The 17,356-nt window shown below is 46.5% G+C and carries 16 protein-coding genes; 10 read left to right on the forward strand and 6 right to left on the reverse strand.

Annotated features, from left to right (window positions below; genetic code table 11):
• Nucleotides 1-48 precede the first annotated feature (48 nt).
• The 8 genes from CHL74_RS08320 to CHL74_RS08355 all read left to right on the forward strand — a co-directional run bounded on the left by CHL74_RS08320 (nt 49) and on the right by CHL74_RS08355 (nt 8,886).
• A complete protein-coding gene (locus CHL74_RS08320; protein ID WP_094880703.1) occupies nt 49-1,350 on the forward strand; it encodes a hypothetical protein in 1,302 nt (433 codons plus the stop codon).
• Nucleotides 1,351-1,401: 51 nt separating this feature from the next.
• The gene (locus CHL74_RS08325) at nt 1,402-2,016 is read left to right on the forward strand and encodes an LPS export ABC transporter periplasmic protein LptC (protein ID WP_094880704.1); all 615 of its coding nucleotides are present in this window, start codon (nt 1,402-1,404) and stop codon (nt 2,014-2,016) included.
• Nucleotides 2,017-2,097: 81 nt separating this feature from the next.
• Nucleotides 2,098-3,324: a hemolysin family protein gene (locus CHL74_RS08330; RefSeq protein WP_094880705.1), complete on the forward strand. Its 1,227-nt coding sequence runs from the start codon at nt 2,098-2,100 to the stop codon at nt 3,322-3,324.
• Nucleotides 3,325-3,503: 179 nt separating this feature from the next.
• Nucleotides 3,504-5,645 (forward strand): peptidylprolyl isomerase, encoded by a 2,142-nt coding sequence (locus CHL74_RS08335; RefSeq protein ID WP_094880706.1) that lies wholly within the window; start codon nt 3,504-3,506, stop codon nt 5,643-5,645.
• A 147-nt stretch (nt 5,646-5,792) separates the two neighbouring features.
• On the forward strand, nt 5,793-6,419 hold the full coding sequence (locus CHL74_RS08340) for an ATP-binding cassette domain-containing protein (protein ID WP_176452205.1): 627 nt from the start codon (nt 5,793-5,795) through the stop codon (nt 6,417-6,419).
• 13 nt (nt 6,420-6,432) lie between these two features.
• Entirely contained in the window at nt 6,433-7,242 is an 810-nt protein-coding gene (locus CHL74_RS08345; RefSeq protein ID WP_094880708.1) for an ABC transporter permease, read from the forward strand.
• A 22-nt stretch (nt 7,243-7,264) separates the two neighbouring features.
• Complete coding sequence (locus CHL74_RS08350) at nt 7,265-8,146, forward strand: DNA/RNA non-specific endonuclease (protein ID WP_441339046.1); 882 nt, start codon at nt 7,265-7,267, stop codon at nt 8,144-8,146.
• A gap of 20 nt (nt 8,147-8,166) precedes the next feature.
• Nucleotides 8,167-8,886: an HAD family hydrolase gene (locus tag CHL74_RS08355; RefSeq protein WP_094880732.1), complete on the forward strand. Its 720-nt coding sequence runs from the start codon at nt 8,167-8,169 to the stop codon at nt 8,884-8,886.
• Nucleotides 8,887-8,900: 14 nt separating this feature from the next.
• On the opposite strand, the gene CHL74_RS08360 is transcribed toward CHL74_RS08355, so the two are convergent.
• The gene (locus CHL74_RS08360) at nt 8,901-9,338 is read right to left on the reverse strand and encodes a GNAT family N-acetyltransferase (protein ID WP_094880710.1); all 438 of its coding nucleotides are present in this window, start codon (nt 9,336-9,338) and stop codon (nt 8,901-8,903) included.
• A 153-nt stretch (nt 9,339-9,491) separates the two neighbouring features.
• Between CHL74_RS08360 and CHL74_RS08365 the strand changes: the two genes are divergently transcribed.
• On the forward strand, nt 9,492-10,703 hold the full coding sequence (locus tag CHL74_RS08365; RefSeq protein ID WP_094880711.1) for a glycoside hydrolase family 27 protein: 1,212 nt from the start codon (nt 9,492-9,494) through the stop codon (nt 10,701-10,703).
• A 112-nt stretch (nt 10,704-10,815) separates the two neighbouring features.
• On the opposite strand, the gene CHL74_RS08370 is transcribed toward CHL74_RS08365, so the two are convergent.
• The 4 genes from CHL74_RS08370 to CHL74_RS08385 form a co-directional block, all read right to left on the reverse strand.
• Nucleotides 10,816-11,328, reverse strand: a complete 513-nt coding sequence (locus tag CHL74_RS08370; protein WP_094880712.1) for a hypothetical protein — start codon at nt 11,326-11,328, stop codon at nt 10,816-10,818.
• Nucleotides 11,325-11,519 carry an Arc family DNA-binding protein gene (locus tag CHL74_RS08375; RefSeq protein ID WP_094880713.1) on the reverse strand — a complete coding sequence of 65 codons (195 nt, stop codon included), beginning with the start codon at nt 11,517-11,519 and terminating at the stop codon, nt 11,325-11,327. The genes CHL74_RS08370 and CHL74_RS08375 overlap by 4 nt, the downstream gene beginning before the upstream one ends.
• A 5-nt stretch (nt 11,520-11,524) precedes the next feature.
• Entirely contained in the window at nt 11,525-12,490 is a 966-nt protein-coding gene (locus CHL74_RS08380; RefSeq protein WP_094880714.1) for an SPFH domain-containing protein, read from the reverse strand.
• Nucleotides 12,491-12,686: 196 nt separating this feature from the next.
• Entirely contained in the window at nt 12,687-13,148 is a 462-nt protein-coding gene (locus CHL74_RS08385) for an Hsp20/alpha crystallin family protein (protein WP_094880715.1), read from the reverse strand.
• A gap of 694 nt (nt 13,149-13,842) precedes the next feature.
• Here CHL74_RS08385 and CHL74_RS08395 point away from each other — a divergent pair.
• A complete protein-coding gene (locus tag CHL74_RS08395; protein WP_094880717.1) occupies nt 13,843-15,996 on the forward strand; it encodes a TonB-dependent receptor in 2,154 nt (717 codons plus the stop codon).
• An 89-nt stretch (nt 15,997-16,085) separates the two neighbouring features.
• Here CHL74_RS08395 and CHL74_RS08400 read toward each other — a convergent pair whose 3' ends face one another.
• Nucleotides 16,086-17,306, reverse strand: coding sequence for an MFS transporter (locus CHL74_RS08400; RefSeq protein WP_094880718.1), 1,221 nt, complete (start codon nt 17,304-17,306; stop codon nt 16,086-16,088).
• Nucleotides 17,307-17,356 lie beyond the last annotated feature (50 nt).

A 17,356-nucleotide genomic window follows, 5' to 3' on the forward strand; every position in this document is an offset into this window, starting at 1 on the left:
GTTTCGTGTTCTGATCGTTTTTAAGCAGATAAATATCAAGAAAGAGAAATGAAGAAATTACTGATAACTGTTTGTATGGCCGTGACTTCCATGGCTGTGTTGGCCCAGAGCGGCACAAACTCGCCTTATAGCCAGTATGGTCTTGGCGTGCTCGGAGAGCAGTCGGGGGGATTCAATCGTGGAATGAACGGTCTTGGCATTGGCTTTCATGAGCACAACCAGATAAACACATCCAACCCGGCTTCGTATGCCAGCATCGACTCGCTGTCGTTTATCTTTGACGCTGGTATTGCAGGGCAAATAACGAATTTCTCGGAGAATGGAGTGAAGCTGAATGCCAATAACGCCAATTTCGAGTATGTGACGGCAGGTTTCCGTCTTGCGAAGCATCTTGGCGTCAGCTTTGGTGTGCTTCCGTTCTCGAATATCGGTTATAGCTACTCAAATACAGGTAAGCTGAACAATAGTGAAACCGGATCGTCGACGACTTACGAGAATGTCTATTATGGTACGGGAGGTCTTCATCAGGTGTATTTGGGATTTGGCTGGATGCCGTTTAAGGGGTTGGCTATCGGTGTGAACGGCTCTTACTTGTGGGGCAATTACACGCGCTCGGTCATCAACTCATATTCCGATTCTTACGTAAATACACTTTCGAAGTACTATACAGCTGACGTAAATAGCTATAAGCTTGATTTTGGTCTGCAGTATACGCTCAAGCTTTCAAAGAAAGACAATCTGACCATCGGCCTTACCTATGGTCTCGGCCATAAGCTTGGCGCAGATCCGGAATGTAAGGTTATTTCTACCAATGCGCAGACAGGAGTTGCTGATACGGCCTTGTTTGTGGCTAAAGATGGTCTGGAGCTTCCGACAACTTACGGAGTGGGTCTTATGTGGAACCGTTCAAACCGTTGGAAGATTGGTGCCGATTACGTCTTGCAGAAGTGGTCGTCGGTGGTAAGCCCGGAATATCTGACAGTCAATGGTAAGACAGATTATGTGGTTTCGAAGAACTTGTATTCAGACCGTCATAAGATTACCGTTGGTGGTGAGTTCTGTCCTCAGGAGAATAGCAGAAGTTTCTTCAAGCGTGTTCACTATCGCTTGGGAGCGTCATACGCCACCAATTATCTTAAGATTTCAGGACAGGATGGTCCGAAAGAGTATGGAGTAAGCGCAGGTTTCGGCATACCTATCATGAACGGATATAACAACCGCTCGCTTCTTAATATCTCTGCACAGTGGGTTCGTCAGGACTCGAAGACTTTCATTACAGAGAACTCGTTCCGCATCAATATCGGTCTGACGTTCAACGAGCGTTGGTTCGCTAAGTGGAAGATGGAATAAAAAAACAAATATCATCAGACATTGAATTACATTAAAATCATAATCCTTACAATGGTGGGCTTCTTCCTTCTCGCGTCTTGCGAGGGGCAGAAGGAGCATACTGCGCCAGCTGTGCACGACCGCGACTCTGCGTCGATGATGATCAGCTATGGTGTTAACACCCTCATATCCGATTCGGGCGTCATCAAGTATCGCATCGTTACAGAGCGTTGGGAGGTTAATACAGTCCGCAATCCGTCACGTTGGATTTTTGAGAAAGGTTTGTTCTTCGAGCAGTTTGATGAGAAATTCCATGTCCAGTCGTACATTCAGTGCGATACAGCATATTATTACGACCAAAAGAAACTTTGGGAGTTGCGTAGCCGCGTCTCTATATTGACTAAGGATGGCTTGCGTTTTACGAGCCAACAGTTATTCTGGGATCAGGCATCGCATGAACTCTATTCGAACGTTCCTTCACGTCTGGTCACACCGGACCGTACGTTGGAGGGAACGTATTTTCGCAGCGATGAGCGTATGACACGCTATTTCGTATCGAATAGCCGTGGTTCTTTCGAGAAAACGGACATCGCAGGCAAGGGCGACACAATAACATCAGCTCCAGACACTGTAAAGGCAGCCATCAGACCGCAGGTAACACCGCAGAGACGTACTGCCGTACGGTAGTATAAAAACACAAATAAAGATAGATTATTCTTATAAATAGTGGAAACAGACATACCTCTTTTAATCAGTATTGCCGTAACAATGATATTGTCGGCATTCTTCTCTGGCATGGAAATAGCGTTTGTGTCAAGCAATCGCATGCTCGCAGAGATGGACCGTGAAGGCAATCACCTTACCAAAAAACTCATTTCCAACTTCTACAAGCACCCTAATGGTTTCGTCAGCACAATGCTTGTAGGCAACAACATTGTGCTTGTCGTATATGGTATTCTTATCGCCAAGCTTTTTGACAGCACAATATTCAGTGCGCTTGACGACGGAATGCGCGTGACGGCAGACACTATTGTCTCGACGCTTATCATCCTTTTTACGGGTGAGTTTCTTCCTAAGATTCTTTTTAAGAACAATGCCAACAGACTATTGGCTGTGTTCTCTCTTCCTGCATACATATTCTATGTTATATTGTGGCCGATAAGCCGTTTCTCCACTTTTATTTCTAAATGTCTGCTCCGTATGGTGGGCATACGTATGGAAGCGGAAAGTGATGACGAAGGCTTCTCAAAGGTTGATCTTGACTATCTTGTGCAGTCGAGCATCGACAACGCACCTAAGGAAACCCTAATCAATGAGGAAGTGAAGATCTTCCAGAATGCACTCGATTTCTCAGACTGTAAGGTTCGCGACTGTATGGTCCCACGTACAGAAATAAATGCTGTAGACATTAACGAATGCAGCACCGAGGAGCTTATGCAGAAATTTATCGAGAGTGGCAACTCAAAGATAATCGTCTATGACGATGATATCGACCATATTACGGGCTATATCCATAGTTCGGAGATGTTCCGCAATCGCAATCGTTGGCGTGAATGCGTGTGCAAGATGCCTTTCGTACCAGAGACAATGGCGGCTCAGAAGCTTATGCATATACTGTTGCAGCAGAAGAAGAGTCTCGGTGTTGTCGTGGATGAGTTTGGCGGAACAAGTGGCATTGTCTCTCTCGAAGATATCGTGGAGGAGATATTCGGTGATATCGAGGACGAGCATGACAGTACGAAGTATGTTGCGAAGCAGACCGCGCCAAACGAGTATATCCTTTCTGCGCGTCTCGAGATTGACAAGGTGAATGAAATGTTCGATCTTGATATGCCTGAAAGCGATGAGTATATGACGGTTGGAGGTTTCATCCTTCATGAATATCAGAACTTCCCGAAGCTCAACGAGGTGGTGACAATCGGAAAATACGAGTTTCGCATAATTAAGAGCACAATGACTAAAATAGAGCTTGTGAACCTAAAAGTTAACTCGTAAAGGCAATTTTTCAGGCAAACATGCCCAAGTTTGGCAATAAATTAGTATTTTTGTACGCATTTTGTGGCATAGAGAGATTTGTGCCACATATTTTATGCCGGTGGGCGACCGTCATAATGCCTTAAAAAAGCTAAATCTAACAGAAAATAAAAATAACAAATAAAAACAATTAAACAATAATGGCAGCATTAGGAAAAATCAGAAGCAAAGGAGTCCTGCTGATTTGCATCATCAGCTTGGGTCTGTTTGCGTTCATTGCCGAAGAGGCATTCCGCTCATGCGAGTCGTCGAGCGCTGAGAAGCATCAGCAGGTAGGCGAGGTGTTGGGCGACAAGATCAGCGTCACTGAGTTCCAGAAACTCGTAGACGAGTACACTGAAGTTATTAAGATGCAGCAAGGTCAGGACAATCTGAATGAAGATCAGCTCAATCAGGTGAAGGATATGGTGTGGAACACCTACGTCCAGACAAAGCTTATCGCTAACGAGACCGAGAAGCTTGGTCTGACTGTTACTGACCAGGAGATGCAGGATGTTCTGACACAGGGAACCAACCCGATGCTTATGCAGACTCCGTTCTTCAATCAGCAGACACGTCGCTTTGACGTTAACGCTCTGAAGAAGTTCCTCGCTGAATACAAGGCACAGGGCAGCACTAATCCCCAGCTTGCAAAGCAGTATGATACAATCTACAAGTACTGGAACTTCATCGAGAAGACACTTCGTCAGCAGTTGCTCGCTCAGAAGTATCAGGGTCTGTTCGCTCATTGCTTCCTTTCTAATAAGGTAGAGGCTAAGCAGGCATTTAAGGATCAGAACGAGGAGAGCCAGATTCAGCTCGCTTCTCTGTCTTACTCAAGCATTGAGGACAACAAGGTGACAGTTACTGATGCCGACCTTAAGGCTAAGTATGATGAGATTAAAGCCCGCTTCAAGCAGTACGTTGAGAGCCGCGACATCAAGTATGTTGACATTCAGGTTAAGGCTTCAGCATCTGACCGTGCAGCTCTTCAGAAGGAATTTGCAGCTTATGATACAGAACTTGCTGCTGCAGCCGATCCCTCTGACATAGTTCGTAAGAGCACTTCGCTTGTCGCTTACACTGGCGTTCCCGTCTTGAAGGATGCTTTCCCCTACGATATCGCTCAGCGTCTCGACTCTATGGGCGTTGGTTCTACAAGTAAGGTGTTCGAGAGCAAGCAGGACAACTCGCTCAATATCATCAAGCTCGTGTCAAAGCAGCAGTTGCCCGACTCTGTTCAGTTCCGTCAGATTCAGGTGGCTGGAGCTAATGCAGCAGAGACAGCAAAGCGTGCTGACTCTATCTCTACAGCTCTTAAGGCTGGTGCCGACTTTGAGGCAATCGCTAAGAAGTATGGTCAGACAGGCGAGAAGAATTGGTTGACAACCAAGCAGTATCAGGGTGCTCCGTCACTCGACAAGGATACTCGCAACTATATCACAAGCCTCAACACAATGTCTGTAGGCGAGGTTAAGAACATCGCTCTCACACAGGGCAACCTCATTATTCAGGTGGTAGACCGCAAGGCAATGGTCAACAAGTATGTTGCTGCTGTCGTTAAGAAGAACATCTCATTCTCAAAGGACACATACAGCGCAGCTTACAACAAGTTCAGCTCGTTCGTAAGCGCTAACCTTACAGCAGACGAGATTGTTAAGAACGCAGCTAAGGCTGGTTACACTATCCAGGAGCGTAAGGACATAACCACAGCAGAGCACAATCTTGCCGGTATCCACAGTACTCGTGAGGCAATGCGCTGGCTCTTCGACGCTAAGAAGGGTGATGTTTCGCCGCTTTATGAGTGTGGAGACAATGACAACCTCCTCGTGGTAATCCTTGACAATATCAACAGTGTTGGCTATCGTTCTCTTGAGGACGCACAGGTTAAGGAGTTCGTTAAGGCTGAGGTTCTGAAGGACAAGAAGGCTGAGATGCTTCTTGCAAAGCTTAACGGCGTTAAGTCTGTAAACGAGGCAAAGGCTAAGGGCGCAAATGTTACTGCTGTAAATCAGGTTACTTTCGCAGCTCCTGTTTTCGTTACAGCTACTGGAGCAAGCGAGCCTGCACTTAGCGGTGCGGTTGCTGCAACAGCAAAGGGCAAGTTCTGCAAGGCTCCTGTAAAGGGCAATGCAGGTGTATATGTCTTCCAGGTTGTAAACAAGTCACAGCGTGCAGCCAAGTATGACGAGAAGGCAGAGATGCAGAAGCTTCGTCAGCAGCACATGCAGATGGCTGGCAACTTCATGAACGAGCTCTACATCAAGGCTAAGGTGGTGGACAACCGCTACCTCTTCTTCTAATCCATCTTTAGTATAGAAACAACAACATTCTATAATTTGTGTCCCGGAAGTGTTCTACTTCCGGGACTTTTTGTTATATTTGCATTCCTATTTGAAGTCTAACATATAACAAGTAAAAGATAAAGCCAATCATCAATGATAATAGAAATGAAAGACGTCCATCTACGAGTGGGCGAATCAGAACAATATGGCAACATATCCTTCTCAGCCTTGCCAGGCGACATTTTTGCCGTAACAGGAGGCAGCCAGCAGGCTCGCTCTGCGGTGTTGCAATCCTTGACCGGTGTTCAGCCTGTTGAAAAAGGCTGGATAAGCGTGGATGGTGAGGCTGTAAAAGGAAATCTTGGTGCCTATTTTCGTAGGCAGATGTCTTACTTGCCAAGTTGCTTAGACTTTGGTGATGAGTTGGTCCGCGATGTTATGGATTATTACATCTGTCTATCCGTCAACAAGAACAAGGAAATTTCAATGTCTATTCTGAAGGACGAACTACGTCAGTTGTCTTTGAAGGACGATGTCATTGACCGGAAGTTTTCTGCCTTGTCTGCCGCGGAAGCACAGCGTGTCGCTATAGCGTTGACTGGGATGACAGAACGAAAGGTCTTTCTTCTGGATAATCCTACGTCCTCGCAGGACGAACGCGGCATAATGTCCGTCATGTCATACCTTTGTTCGCCAAGGATGAAGGACGTTACGCTTGTTGTGGCGACGTCCGACCAGGCTTTACTGTCTGTATGTAACAAGAGTCTGAATCTTAATCATTTTATCATATAAGAATATTTCGCTTATGCTTTTATATCTTTCCTTAGCTTTATGCGCTGTGTTTCTTGCAGTGCCCATATACGTGGCGTATGCATACCGTATATCAGAGATACGTCACATCTTTATGGCGTTAGCACGCATGGTGCTTCGTCTTGGTGTCTTAGGAGTTGTGGCATATTATCTTGTTCTTTGGGATAATTGGCTTCTTAACATCGTATTCTTGCTTCTCATGGTGGCTTATTCAGCCATGTCTGCAGTGGTGAAGAGCCGACTCGGACTGCGTGAATATATTGTCCCCGTTGCCGTCGGCATACTTGCGTCCGTTGTATTTGTGACAGGAGGGATGGCTGTATTGTGCATAGCTCCGGAGATAAAGTTAAGTTCGCGATTTATTGTCCCAGTAGTCGCAATGATGTCTGGTGGCATAATAGAAGCGCAGGTTAAGGCTTTGAGATTGTTCTATGGAGGTATAAGCCATCATAACCATCTCTACTATTATCTTATAGGCAATGGAGCCACCCATTCCGAAGCCATGTATTATCTTGTACGACGCTCCCTGCATGCCGTTCTTGTCAAGGAGATATCAAGGATGGCTGGCATGGCAGTAGGCATAGTGCCTTTCGTAATGTTGGCAATGATGATGTGCGGTTTTGATGTGTTGCAGGCAGCTGCAATGCAGGCTGTGTTAGTGGCAGCGATGATGTCAGCAAGCGTTATCGCTGCTTGGGTGACGCTCGTAGCGGCACGTCGTTTTGTATTGGACGTTTATGGTCGTATAAAAAACATAAAACCAGACGTGAATCACACGGACAATCAAGAATCAGCAGAACAATAAATGATATATTAATAGGATAATGATGAATAAGAAGTTTTTTAATGTATTGGCGGCAGCATTCCTGTGCCTGTCAATGTGTGCCTGCGATGCGAAGGGCTTGAAGGCAGGTTTGGCTGAAGGCCGTAAGATTTATGAGAGCGAGATAGCAAAGAAGGATAATGGCAATAGCTCCAATGAAGCTACTGTTAATAAGCAAACGTCATCGAAGATTTCTATTGAAGGAATTGAAGTGCCCGCTCCTTTGAAGAAAACGCCTGAGATAGTGCTTAAGCGTACTGGTTATACAGTTTCGTATAACTCTGACCGTCGTGTCCCGAATTGGGTGGCGTGGCATCTTACTGAAGCCCATCTTACCGGCAACACAAAACGAGCTGAATCTAAATTCCATGAAGATCTTGATGTTCCGGAGCCAAGAGCGGTGGATTTCGATTATGTGCGTTCTGGATACGACCGCGGACACATGTGTCCAGCTGGTGATAATAAGTGGAGCAGCGCAGCAATGGACGACTCTTTTCTCTTCACCAATGTGTGTCCACAGGCTCCGTCGCTCAATCGTGGAGACTGGAACGAGATGGAGCAGGCATGCCGCAAGTGGGCAAAGCAATATGGCGACATATATATAGTATGCGGTCCCATATTCTACAAGAAAAGCTCTAAGACAATAGGCAAGAATAAGGTGGGTGTTCCTGATGCTTTCTTCAAGGTGGTGTTGTGTATGAATCCCTCTCCGAAGGCAATAGGCTTTATCTATAAGAATGCTGACGGCAATCGTCCGAAGGGCGACTATGCCAATTCTGTGGACGAGGTGGAGCGCATCACAGGCATTGATTTCTTCCCATCACTTTCTGACGACATAGAGAAGAAGGTGGAGGCGAAGTGTGACGTATCAGAATGGAATCTGTAATGAATGGCAGTGTTAGTGCTATGAAAACCAATAATATACGTGCCGTTGCTTTCGATGCTGACGATACGCTGTGGGCATTACAGAACCATTTCCTTGATGTAGAGAGAGAGTATTGTCAGCTTCTGGCTCCGTTCGGTGATAGCGAAAAAATCACCGCAAGCCTTTTTGAGACGGAGATGTCCAATATGACAGATTTAGGCTATGGCTGCAAGGCTTTTATTATCTCGCTCGTCGAGAATGCCGTCAAGGTTAGCGAAGGTATGGTAGAGGCCCGTGTTATTGGCGAAATAGTGAAATTGGGTAAGCGTCTGCTTCATGTTGACGCTTGCCCGCTTGATGGTGTGGAGCCGACTCTTAGCCGTTTACATGACCTTAAGCATGCCGATGGCTCACGTCGTTATCGTCTTGCCGTATTCACAAAAGGTGAGCTGATGGACCAGGAGAATAAGTTGCGCCGTTCCGGTCTGCTCCGCTTCTTCGATGTTGTCAGCATCGTTAGTGACAAGACACCGGAAGCTTACCATACATTATGTTCTCAGCTTGCCGTTAATCCGGACGAACTTCTTATGGTTGGCAACAGTTTCAAGAGCGACATTGCTCCGGCACTTGCCATCGGAGCTTATGCCGCCCATATACCGTTCCACACTAACTGGGCGCACGAAACCACTGAAGAGTTTGAGCATGAGCGTCTTTGGCGTATTTCCCATTTCTCGGAAATACTGGATATCCTTAACCCGTGATACGCTTTAGCTCGTCAGATTATCTCCATTTTATATACATTGGTTTCTCTTTTCCAGAACCCAATGCTTTGGTAGAGCGCATTTGCTTCGATGCGTGACGGGCGTGACGTTAGCAGAAGTGAGCAGGGGGCAAATCTCTTTGCCTCCTTTATTGTCTTTTCTATAAGCGTACGTCCGAGTCCTTTGCCGCGATAATCTTTGTCCACCACTACATCTTCAATCCATACCTTGCAGCCTATGGGCGACCTATAGACGGCAAGCGTGGACATTCCGATGATTTTATTGTCAATGCAAAGAAAGAACAGGTGGCTTTCGTTGCAAGTTGTCAGATACGTCATCTCGTCAATGGTCATTGGTTTGGCATTCTGCGATAGTTGTGTCAGCAAGTTGTTTACGGCAGAACGATATGCCTCCTTCGGTTCTGTAACTTCAAAGAATGTGATGTTATGCATGTTGTTGTATGTTTTTATATATGTTTCCGATATGGCAAAGATAACGCTTTTCGAGCGTATTATGGTCCGTAAGCTTATGTTTCTGAATATTTATTAGTAACTTTGCATTCATTAAGAACCGCTATCTACTAAAACAACAAATATTATATATCTATGAACAAGTCTTTATTTTTATCGGCAGCGTTACTGCTGTCTTCTCTTTTTGCCTCTGCACAGACTCCGCGTAATCAACTTACTCCAAAGCCTCCAATGGGCTGGATGACATGGAATCTCTTTCAAGGCAACATCAACGAACAGCTTATTCGTGAGACTGCCGACGCTATGGTGGAAGGTGGCTTCCGTGATGCCGGCTACGAATATATCTTTATTGACGACCTTTGGCAGGGAGGTCGCGATCGTCAGAATAACATCATTCCTGATCCTGAGAAGTTCCCTAATGGCATGAAGGCCCTTGCCGACTACGTTCATTCTAAGGGGCTTAAGCTTGGCATCTATTCTGATGCAGCCCAGCTTACGTGTGGCGGTTGGACCGCAAGTCTTGGCTTTGAGGAGCAGGACGCACGAACATTTGCTTCATGGGGCATTGATTATCTTAAGTATGATTACTGCAACGCTCCTGAGGATAGCGCCACAGCTCGTCATCGTTATCGTACTATGGCCAATGCCTTGCAGAATTCCGGTCGCGACATCGTTCTCGGCATCTGCGAGTGGGGACAGCGTCAATGCGAGGAATGGTGTGAGGAAGTAGGCGGTCAGCTCTGGCGTACCTCCTATGACGTCCGCGATATGTGGAAAGACGTCGTGAAGGAAGGTGGTATGGGCATCATTGATATTGTCAACGTCACAGCTCCGCTTGCCAAGTATGTGCGTCCTGGACAATGGCCCGACATGGACATGCTTGTCGTAGGACTTAACGGTACGGGCGGTCCGTCGAGCGATCTCGGTGGAGTGGGCTGCACCCAGATCGAATATCAGACACAGATGAGTATGTGGTGTATGATGGCTTCTCCTCTCGCCATGACCAATGACTTGCGCAAGGTGTCTGAGGACGATCGCCGCATACTGCTCAATCCGGAGATTATCGCCATCAATCAGGATGTGCTTGGTAAGGCCGCCGAGCGCAAGGTAATGAACGACAACTATCAGATCTTCGTTCGTCCGCTTGCTGATGGCTCTCACGCCGTTGCTTTGCTCAACACTTCCGAAAAGCCGCTCACTCTTACTGCTGACTTTGCTTCTCTCGGTTTTGCTGGCAAATACACCGTACGCGACGTGTGGCAGCATAAGGACGTAGCCCGTAACGCATCAAAGTGGAAGGGACGCGTAATGCCGCACGAGACACGCGTATTTGTGATAAAGAAATAAAACGTGATATATACGAAAAAAGGTTGGTTGTAAGCCTATTGCTCGCAACCAACCTTTTTCTTTGTTCTTCCTTTATGTTTCATCATAGCGGCTCAATAGTTCTTCAATAGGGCTATTTGGCCATTCTTACAGCTATGATTGTTACCAAGGACGTGAGTATCATGACAAACGCTATTATCTTAAAGAATAATGTAAGGCTTCCAAAACAGAAAAATGTCAGCGCGATGCCTATTGATATCAATTCTATTGTGAAGATATATGCCCAGTAAACCAGTATCTTTATCTGTCGCATGTTTGTGATTCGTAAGCTCATTTCAATCAGATAATTGGGACGGTAAGCGGCATACATATAGAATACTGCCAAAGCGGTGCAGAAGCCACCTACGAGTAACAGCCAGTAGGGACTCTCAAAGCTGTCAGCCTTGCCTGAGAAGTCAATGTGAGTGGGGATTGGTTCACCATTCGATATAGCCAACTTATAAACTATTCCTCCCCAAAGAATGAGTAATAGCAAACCAATGATTATCTCAAAGAAAGTATTGGTCAATGTGCGTTGCAGCCGGATTTTTGGATATTCTTGCTCGTCATTGGACGAATCGCAGAAGTGATTAAAGTTTGTATTCATAGTTGTGGAGGATTTTTCGTTTGTCGTTTCTTGGGCATTCGTCCGCTCTTGCGCAGAGCCTCGGCGATAATCCATTGCAGTTGTCCGTTGATGCTGCGGAATTCGTCAGCAGCCCACGCTTCAATGGCGTCCATCGTCTCGGCATCCACGCGCAGAACGAAACTCTTAGTTCCAGTTTCCTTTTTTGTCATACGGTTTAATGGTTTAGAGTTCCGGCGTTGACAACAGGCTGAGCCGAATCGTCACCGCAAAGCACAACGAGCAAGTTGCTCACCATGGCAGCCTTCTTGTCGTCGTCAAGATCTACGATTTCTTCGCTACTTAGCTTGTCAAGAGCCATTTTCACCATCGACACGGCACCCTCCACAATCTTCTCGCGTGCAGAGATAATGGCGTCAGCCTGTTGGCGGCGAAGCATCACGGCGGCAATCTCCGGTGCATAGGCAAGATAGTTGATGCGTGCCTCTACCACTTCTATGCCGGCCATGCTCAGACGCTCGTCAAGTTTCTCTTCAAGCTGCTTGTTTATCTCGTCGGCACTGTCGCGCAGAGTAAGTTCCGCCTTGCCCGACTCGTTGTTGTCATAGGCATAGAGTCCTGCCACCTGACGAAGTGCTGCGTCGCTCTGTGTCTTGACAAAGTTCTCGAAGGCGAGCATCACGTTCGACACGCTTGTTCCGATCTGCTGTGCTGTTCCGCTCTGTGCCATTGTCTGCGAGTCAATCTCAAACATAGCCTTGTATGTATCCTTTAGCTTCCACACGAGCACCAGTCCTATCATAATCGGATTGCCCGTCTTGTCATTAACCTTGATAGGTTCTGCGTCAAGGTTGCGGGCACGAAGAGACAGCTTCTTGGTGTTGATGAAAGGGTGCACCCATGAGTAGCCCACCTTGGTGTACGTGCCTTTGTATTTTCCGAAGAACATCATCACACGTGCCTCGCCCGGTTCGAGCATCACGAAGCCTGCCCAAATGAAGAGTGTTACGGCGAATACGGCAAAGCCGAAGCCTACAATCAATCCTGTCAATATGTCATTCAGATTCTGTATGAAGCCAGTAACAATAATCGCTGCACTCAATACTGTCAACATGATGTTGACGAAAAGCATGGCAAAACCATTCATGGTCATACCTTTAAACTGAAACTCCTTGTTCTCCATAATCTTACTTTTTAATGGTTATACATGTGATTGTTTAGTGATATCATTTTGATATCGCAAAGATATGTCAAATGTTTGGAATGACAAAGAGAAATGTTGATTTTTTTAAGTAAAACTTAAACAAAAAAAGGTTGGTTGTAAGCCCAATGATCGCAACCAACCTTTTTGCGTTTGTTATCCTGCAAATCGTTATTCTTTATTTCACTTCAATGTTCTTCATAATCTTAGCTTCCTTCTCTGGCGTTATCTTCGGAATTACGATGGTAAGTATGCCATCGGCAACGCTTGCTGAGATATGGTCGCGCTCCACGTCGTCAGGAAGAGTGTAGCTCTGTTCATAGTTGCCGTATGAGAATTCATGACGCAGATAGCTCTCGTGTCTATCTCTTCTGCAACCACATTCTTTTTCTTCCTCCTTGTGCTCCATCTTGTTCTCAATGGCCATGTGGAGCAGACCTTCATTGGTAAGGTTTATTCTTACCCATTCCTTCTTCAGACCAGGAACAGCTACTTCCATAATATATTCTTCACAAGTCTCCTTGACGTTGATAGCCGGAGCGGTTGTTCTTACCTGTGATGTTGCCTCTGTGTTAAACAATGTGTTGTCTAACCAATCGTTCAACCAATTTGAACTGTTATTTCTGCGAACTACTAACATAATGTATTACCTCCAATGTTTAATTGTTTTGCCGTCTGCCTTTATTGCTTCCGGCTTTCATCATGCCATAACGCAACTTATGTGCCATCCGGTAAGGATATTGTCAAGTCTGACATTTTAGCCAAATTTGTCATATTGTTGTGTTAAAATGTCAGTTAATCTAAGTTTTATTGATTATTTAACAGTAATAATATCTGATATTTAGTATAAATAATATACCTTTGTACTGATAATTTGTATCATCGGCTGCTATGTTTAGCAGTCTGATGACAAGATTGATTTCAGAATGCGTACAGTTAACAGAAGGCATAGACGTTTGGCTTGGCTGCTGATATTGGTGTATTTGCCAATGTTGGTGGCGATAAGCTTCCACCATCATGAGGAGGTGGAAGACGATGTCGTTGCGTCCTATTGTCAGGACTGTCTGCATCATGTTCATCATAGTGGACACATTGCCTCCACACATTCATTTACGCACGACTGTCTGCTATGTCAGCTTCATAGCACGTCTTATCTTGTGCCTACTTTGATTGTGCTGGCTGTCTTTGCTGTGATGAGGAGGCTCACCATGCAGCGGTCATGTCCAAAGCCATGTCTGCTGATTGTGGGCGTAAGGAGCACAAGAGCTCCGCCTTATTGTTGATGGTCACCCCATGTGTTTTTTTGAGACAAACAACAATAAGGAAACAAATAAATGAACAATATATATAAATCGTTATTGCTGATGGGCGTATGCTCGTCGGCAACAGTCCCCGTTATGGCTATAACCGAAGAAGCAGACACCACTCGCCATCAGCCAATGACCGAAACCAATGTGAAGCTAAACGAAGTGGTGGTCACAGGACTTACAGGACATCAGAAACTCGGAACGTCGGCAGCTCCTATAAGCATCGTATCGTCTCGCCAACTTGAAGCACAGCCTTCCACAAATATCATAGACGCCATCAGTCATCAGCCGGGCGTGTCACAGATAACCACAGGCAGCGGCATCTCAAAGCCCGTTATACGCGGTATGGGATATAATCGTGTAGTGGTGGTAAACGACGGTGTGCGTCAGGAAGGTCAGCAGTGGGGCGATGAGCATGGAGTTGAGATAGACGCAGCGTCGGTTCACTCTGTCGAAATACTTAAAGGTCCTGCCAGTCTGATGTATGGCTCGGATGCTTTGGCAGGTGTGATAGTTTTCAATAGCGCACCGGTACTTCCAATGGGAGAGATGAGCGGCAACATAATGAGCGGTTATCAGACCAACAACGGACTCTTCGACTATTCACTTAATTTTGCTGGCAATAAGCGTGGCTTTGTGTGGAATACTCGCTACAGTGGCAAGATGGCGCATGCATATAAGAACCGTTACGATGGTTATGTGTATGGCTCTGCTTTCCGTGAGCAGTCGTTCGTGCAGATGCTTGGCTGGAATCATCGTGTCGGACACACTCATCTTACGCTCGACTATTATCATCTTACACCAGGAATAATTGAGGGAGAACGTGATGAAGAGACGGGCAGACTTGAGATTCCTGACGGCTTCAATCTTAAGAGTTATGGTCGTTCTCTGCCGTTCCAGCAGATCCATCACTACAAGGCTGTCCTTGACAATATGTGGTATGTGGGTGAAGGCAACATAAAGTTGCTTGCTGCTTACCAGCAGAACCGCAGACAGGAATATGAGGAGAAGCGCGATGAATGCGGGCTCGACCTAATGCTCCATACTGTCAACTATGATTTGCACTACACATCGCCATTGTTGGGTTCGTGGAAAATTGCCGCTGGACTGAACGGTATGTGGCAACGGTCTGTCAATAAGGGCACAGAGTTTCTCATCCCAGATTATAGCCTCTTCGACTATGGCTTGTTTGCCACAGCCACGTGCAATGTTGATAAGCTGAATCTTAGTGGTGGTGTGCGTTATGACCATCGTCATCTGCATGGCGATAATCTCTTGGAAGATGAAGAGGATGGCGGCGTCGTGGAGCGTTTCAAGGCTTTCAGCCGTGGGTTCGACGGGTTCTCGGGCAGTTTAGGAATGGCTTACGAACTGCTGCCGAACTTTAATATCAAGCTGAATGCGTCGTGCGGATTCCGTGCGCCAAACATCAGTGAACTTGCTTCTAACGGTGAGCATGAGGGAACACAGCGTTATGAGATTGGCAATACGGCTTTAAAGCCGGAACAAAGTTGGCAGCTCGATCTCGGACTCGACTATTCTTCGGAGATTGTGTCTGCCGAGCTTTCGCTCTTCGCCAATCGCATCAGCAACTATATCTTCAGCACGCGTCTCACCGATGCCGATGGCACGCCGGTCGTTACAGACGGCTCCGACACCTACCGATTCACCTCGGGAGATGCCCGTCTGATGGGTGGTGAAGTGCATGTGGATGTCCATCCGTTTGAGCGCTTGCACATAGGCAATAGTTTCGCTTATGTGGATGCCGTGCAACTCGGTCAGCCACACGAAGCAAAGTATCTGCCGTTCACTCCTGCTCCTCGTTGGCAAGGAGATGTGCGTTACGAGATTGTTTGTGACGGACGCACGTTCGACAATATGTACGTGAAGTTTGCCGTTGACTGCAATCTTCGTCAGAACCATTATTATGCAGCCGGCGGTACGGAGACAGCCACACCATCATATACATTATTAAATATGTATGCAGGAACCGACATAAAAAGCCACGGCAAGCGCATTGCTTCGCTGTATGTTTCGTGTGAGAACATCACCGACCGTGCTTATCAGAGTCATCTAAGCCGACTGAAATATCTTGACGTGAATAAGGCTACGGGCAGAATGGGAGTGTTTAATATGGGTCGCAACTTTACATTCAAGGTTGTTGTGCCGATAGGATTATAAATAAAGAGTGATATGAAAAAACGGTCAGGAAAAGGTTATGTTACTTTTTGCCTGACCGTTTGTTGTTTTTATTTGGGGTGATAAAATGGCTATTTTGTCTTCTGCGTATTAGGCAGCAGTCCGGCTATGATTCCTAACAGCGGCAGGAAAGCGCTTACTTGGAATATGAACTCTATGCTTGTCTTATCAGCCAGCCATCCGAAGAAAGCCGAACCCAGTCCGCCCAGTCCGAACATCAGTCCGAAAAATACGCCGGCTATCATGCCCACTTTGTCAGGCATGAGGTCGGTGGCGTAAACCACGATAGACGAGAATGCTGAGGCGATAATCAGACCTGAGAGGAAACAGCAGACTATAGTCCATGTCAGACCCACGTAAGGCATGGCAAGAGCGAATGGGGCTGCTCCGAGGATGGAGAACCAGATGACGTATTTACGTCCGAATCGGTCGCCGAGCATGCCTCCTGCTACGGTTCCGATGGCAAAGGCTGCGAGGAACACGAAGAGGAACAGCTGCGATGCCCTTACCGACACGCCGAACTTGTCAATGAGGAAGAACGTGAAGTAGCTCGTGATGCACGAAGTGTAGAAATACTTAGAGAACACGAGGAGAATGAGTATAGCCAAAGCTCCGTATTTGGCTCGCTTTGAGATGTTGTTGTTCAGCTCCGGCGTTTTCTGCGGATGCTTCACAATATACTTCAGCCTTGCCTTATACCATGCTCCGAGCCTTATCATTATCAGGGCTGCAAGTAGAGCTGCTAAGGCAAACCACGAAATGGAGTGCTGTCCGTAAGGGAGGATGATTATGGCAGCAAGCAGCGGTCCGAGTGCAGATCCGCCATTGCCTCCAACCTGGAATATCGATTGCGCCAGACTCTTCTTGCCGCCCGACGCCATTTGGGTTACGCGTGAGGCGGTGGGGTGGAAGACGGACGAACCGAAGCCCACGATGCTCACAGCGATGAGTATGGCAAGGTAATTATTGGCGAAGGCAAGAAGCAGGAGGCCGGTCAGCGTGAAGCACATGCCTACGGAAAGGGCGTAGGGGCGCGGATGGCGGTCGGCATACAGTCCGGTGAACGGTTGCAGGATGGATGAGGTCATCTGAAAGACGAGCGTGATGAGTCCGATCTGTGCGAAAGAGAAGTCGAAATTAGCCTTCAGAATGGGATATATTGACGGTATGATAGACTGTATCATGTCGTTAAGGAAGTGTGAGATGCCGCATATCACGAGCATGGAATAGACGGTTCCCTCTGTCATTGAGGGATTGCCTTTTAGCTTTTGACTGATGGTTTTGAGTTTCATTATCTGATTGTCTTTTCTATTTTACGATGCAAAAGTACTCATTATTACTC

The sequence above is a fragment of the Prevotella sp. 885 genome (assembly GCF_002265625.1).
Lineage (GTDB): Bacteria > Bacteroidota > Bacteroidia > Bacteroidales > Bacteroidaceae > Prevotella.

What these genes read in the sequence shown, in the direction of transcription:
- CHL74_RS08320 (WP_094880703.1), top strand. Translation starts at nt 49, where the DNA reads ATGAAGAAATTACTGATAACTGTTTGTATGGCCGTGACTTCCATGGCT.
- CHL74_RS08325 (WP_094880704.1), top strand. Translation starts at nt 1,402, where the DNA reads ATGGTGGGCTTCTTCCTTCTCGCGTCTTGCGAGGGGCAGAAGGAGCAT.
- CHL74_RS08330 (WP_094880705.1), top strand. Translation starts at nt 2,098, where the DNA reads ATGATATTGTCGGCATTCTTCTCTGGCATGGAAATAGCGTTTGTGTCA.
- CHL74_RS08335 (WP_094880706.1), top strand. Translation starts at nt 3,504, where the DNA reads ATGGCAGCATTAGGAAAAATCAGAAGCAAAGGAGTCCTGCTGATTTGC.
- CHL74_RS08340 (WP_176452205.1), top strand. Translation starts at nt 5,793, where the DNA reads ATGAAAGACGTCCATCTACGAGTGGGCGAATCAGAACAATATGGCAAC.
- CHL74_RS08345 (WP_094880708.1), top strand. Translation starts at nt 6,433, where the DNA reads ATGCTTTTATATCTTTCCTTAGCTTTATGCGCTGTGTTTCTTGCAGTG.
- CHL74_RS08350 (WP_441339046.1), top strand. Translation starts at nt 7,265, where the DNA reads ATGAATAAGAAGTTTTTTAATGTATTGGCGGCAGCATTCCTGTGCCTG.
- CHL74_RS08355 (WP_094880732.1), top strand. Translation starts at nt 8,167, where the DNA reads ATGAAAACCAATAATATACGTGCCGTTGCTTTCGATGCTGACGATACG.
- CHL74_RS08360 (WP_094880710.1), bottom strand. Translation starts at nt 9,338, where the DNA reads ATGCATAACATCACATTCTTTGAAGTTACAGAACCGAAGGAGGCATAT.
- CHL74_RS08365 (WP_094880711.1), top strand. Translation starts at nt 9,492, where the DNA reads ATGAACAAGTCTTTATTTTTATCGGCAGCGTTACTGCTGTCTTCTCTT.
- CHL74_RS08370 (WP_094880712.1), bottom strand. Translation starts at nt 11,328, where the DNA reads ATGAATACAAACTTTAATCACTTCTGCGATTCGTCCAATGACGAGCAA.
- CHL74_RS08375 (WP_094880713.1), bottom strand. Translation starts at nt 11,519, where the DNA reads ATGACAAAAAAGGAAACTGGAACTAAGAGTTTCGTTCTGCGCGTGGAT.
- CHL74_RS08380 (WP_094880714.1), bottom strand. Translation starts at nt 12,490, where the DNA reads ATGGAGAACAAGGAGTTTCAGTTTAAAGGTATGACCATGAATGGTTTT.
- CHL74_RS08385 (WP_094880715.1), bottom strand. Translation starts at nt 13,148, where the DNA reads ATGTTAGTAGTTCGCAGAAATAACAGTTCAAATTGGTTGAACGATTGG.
- CHL74_RS08395 (WP_094880717.1), top strand. Translation starts at nt 13,843, where the DNA reads ATGAACAATATATATAAATCGTTATTGCTGATGGGCGTATGCTCGTCG.
- CHL74_RS08400 (WP_094880718.1), bottom strand. Translation starts at nt 17,306, where the DNA reads ATGAAACTCAAAACCATCAGTCAAAAGCTAAAAGGCAATCCCTCAATG.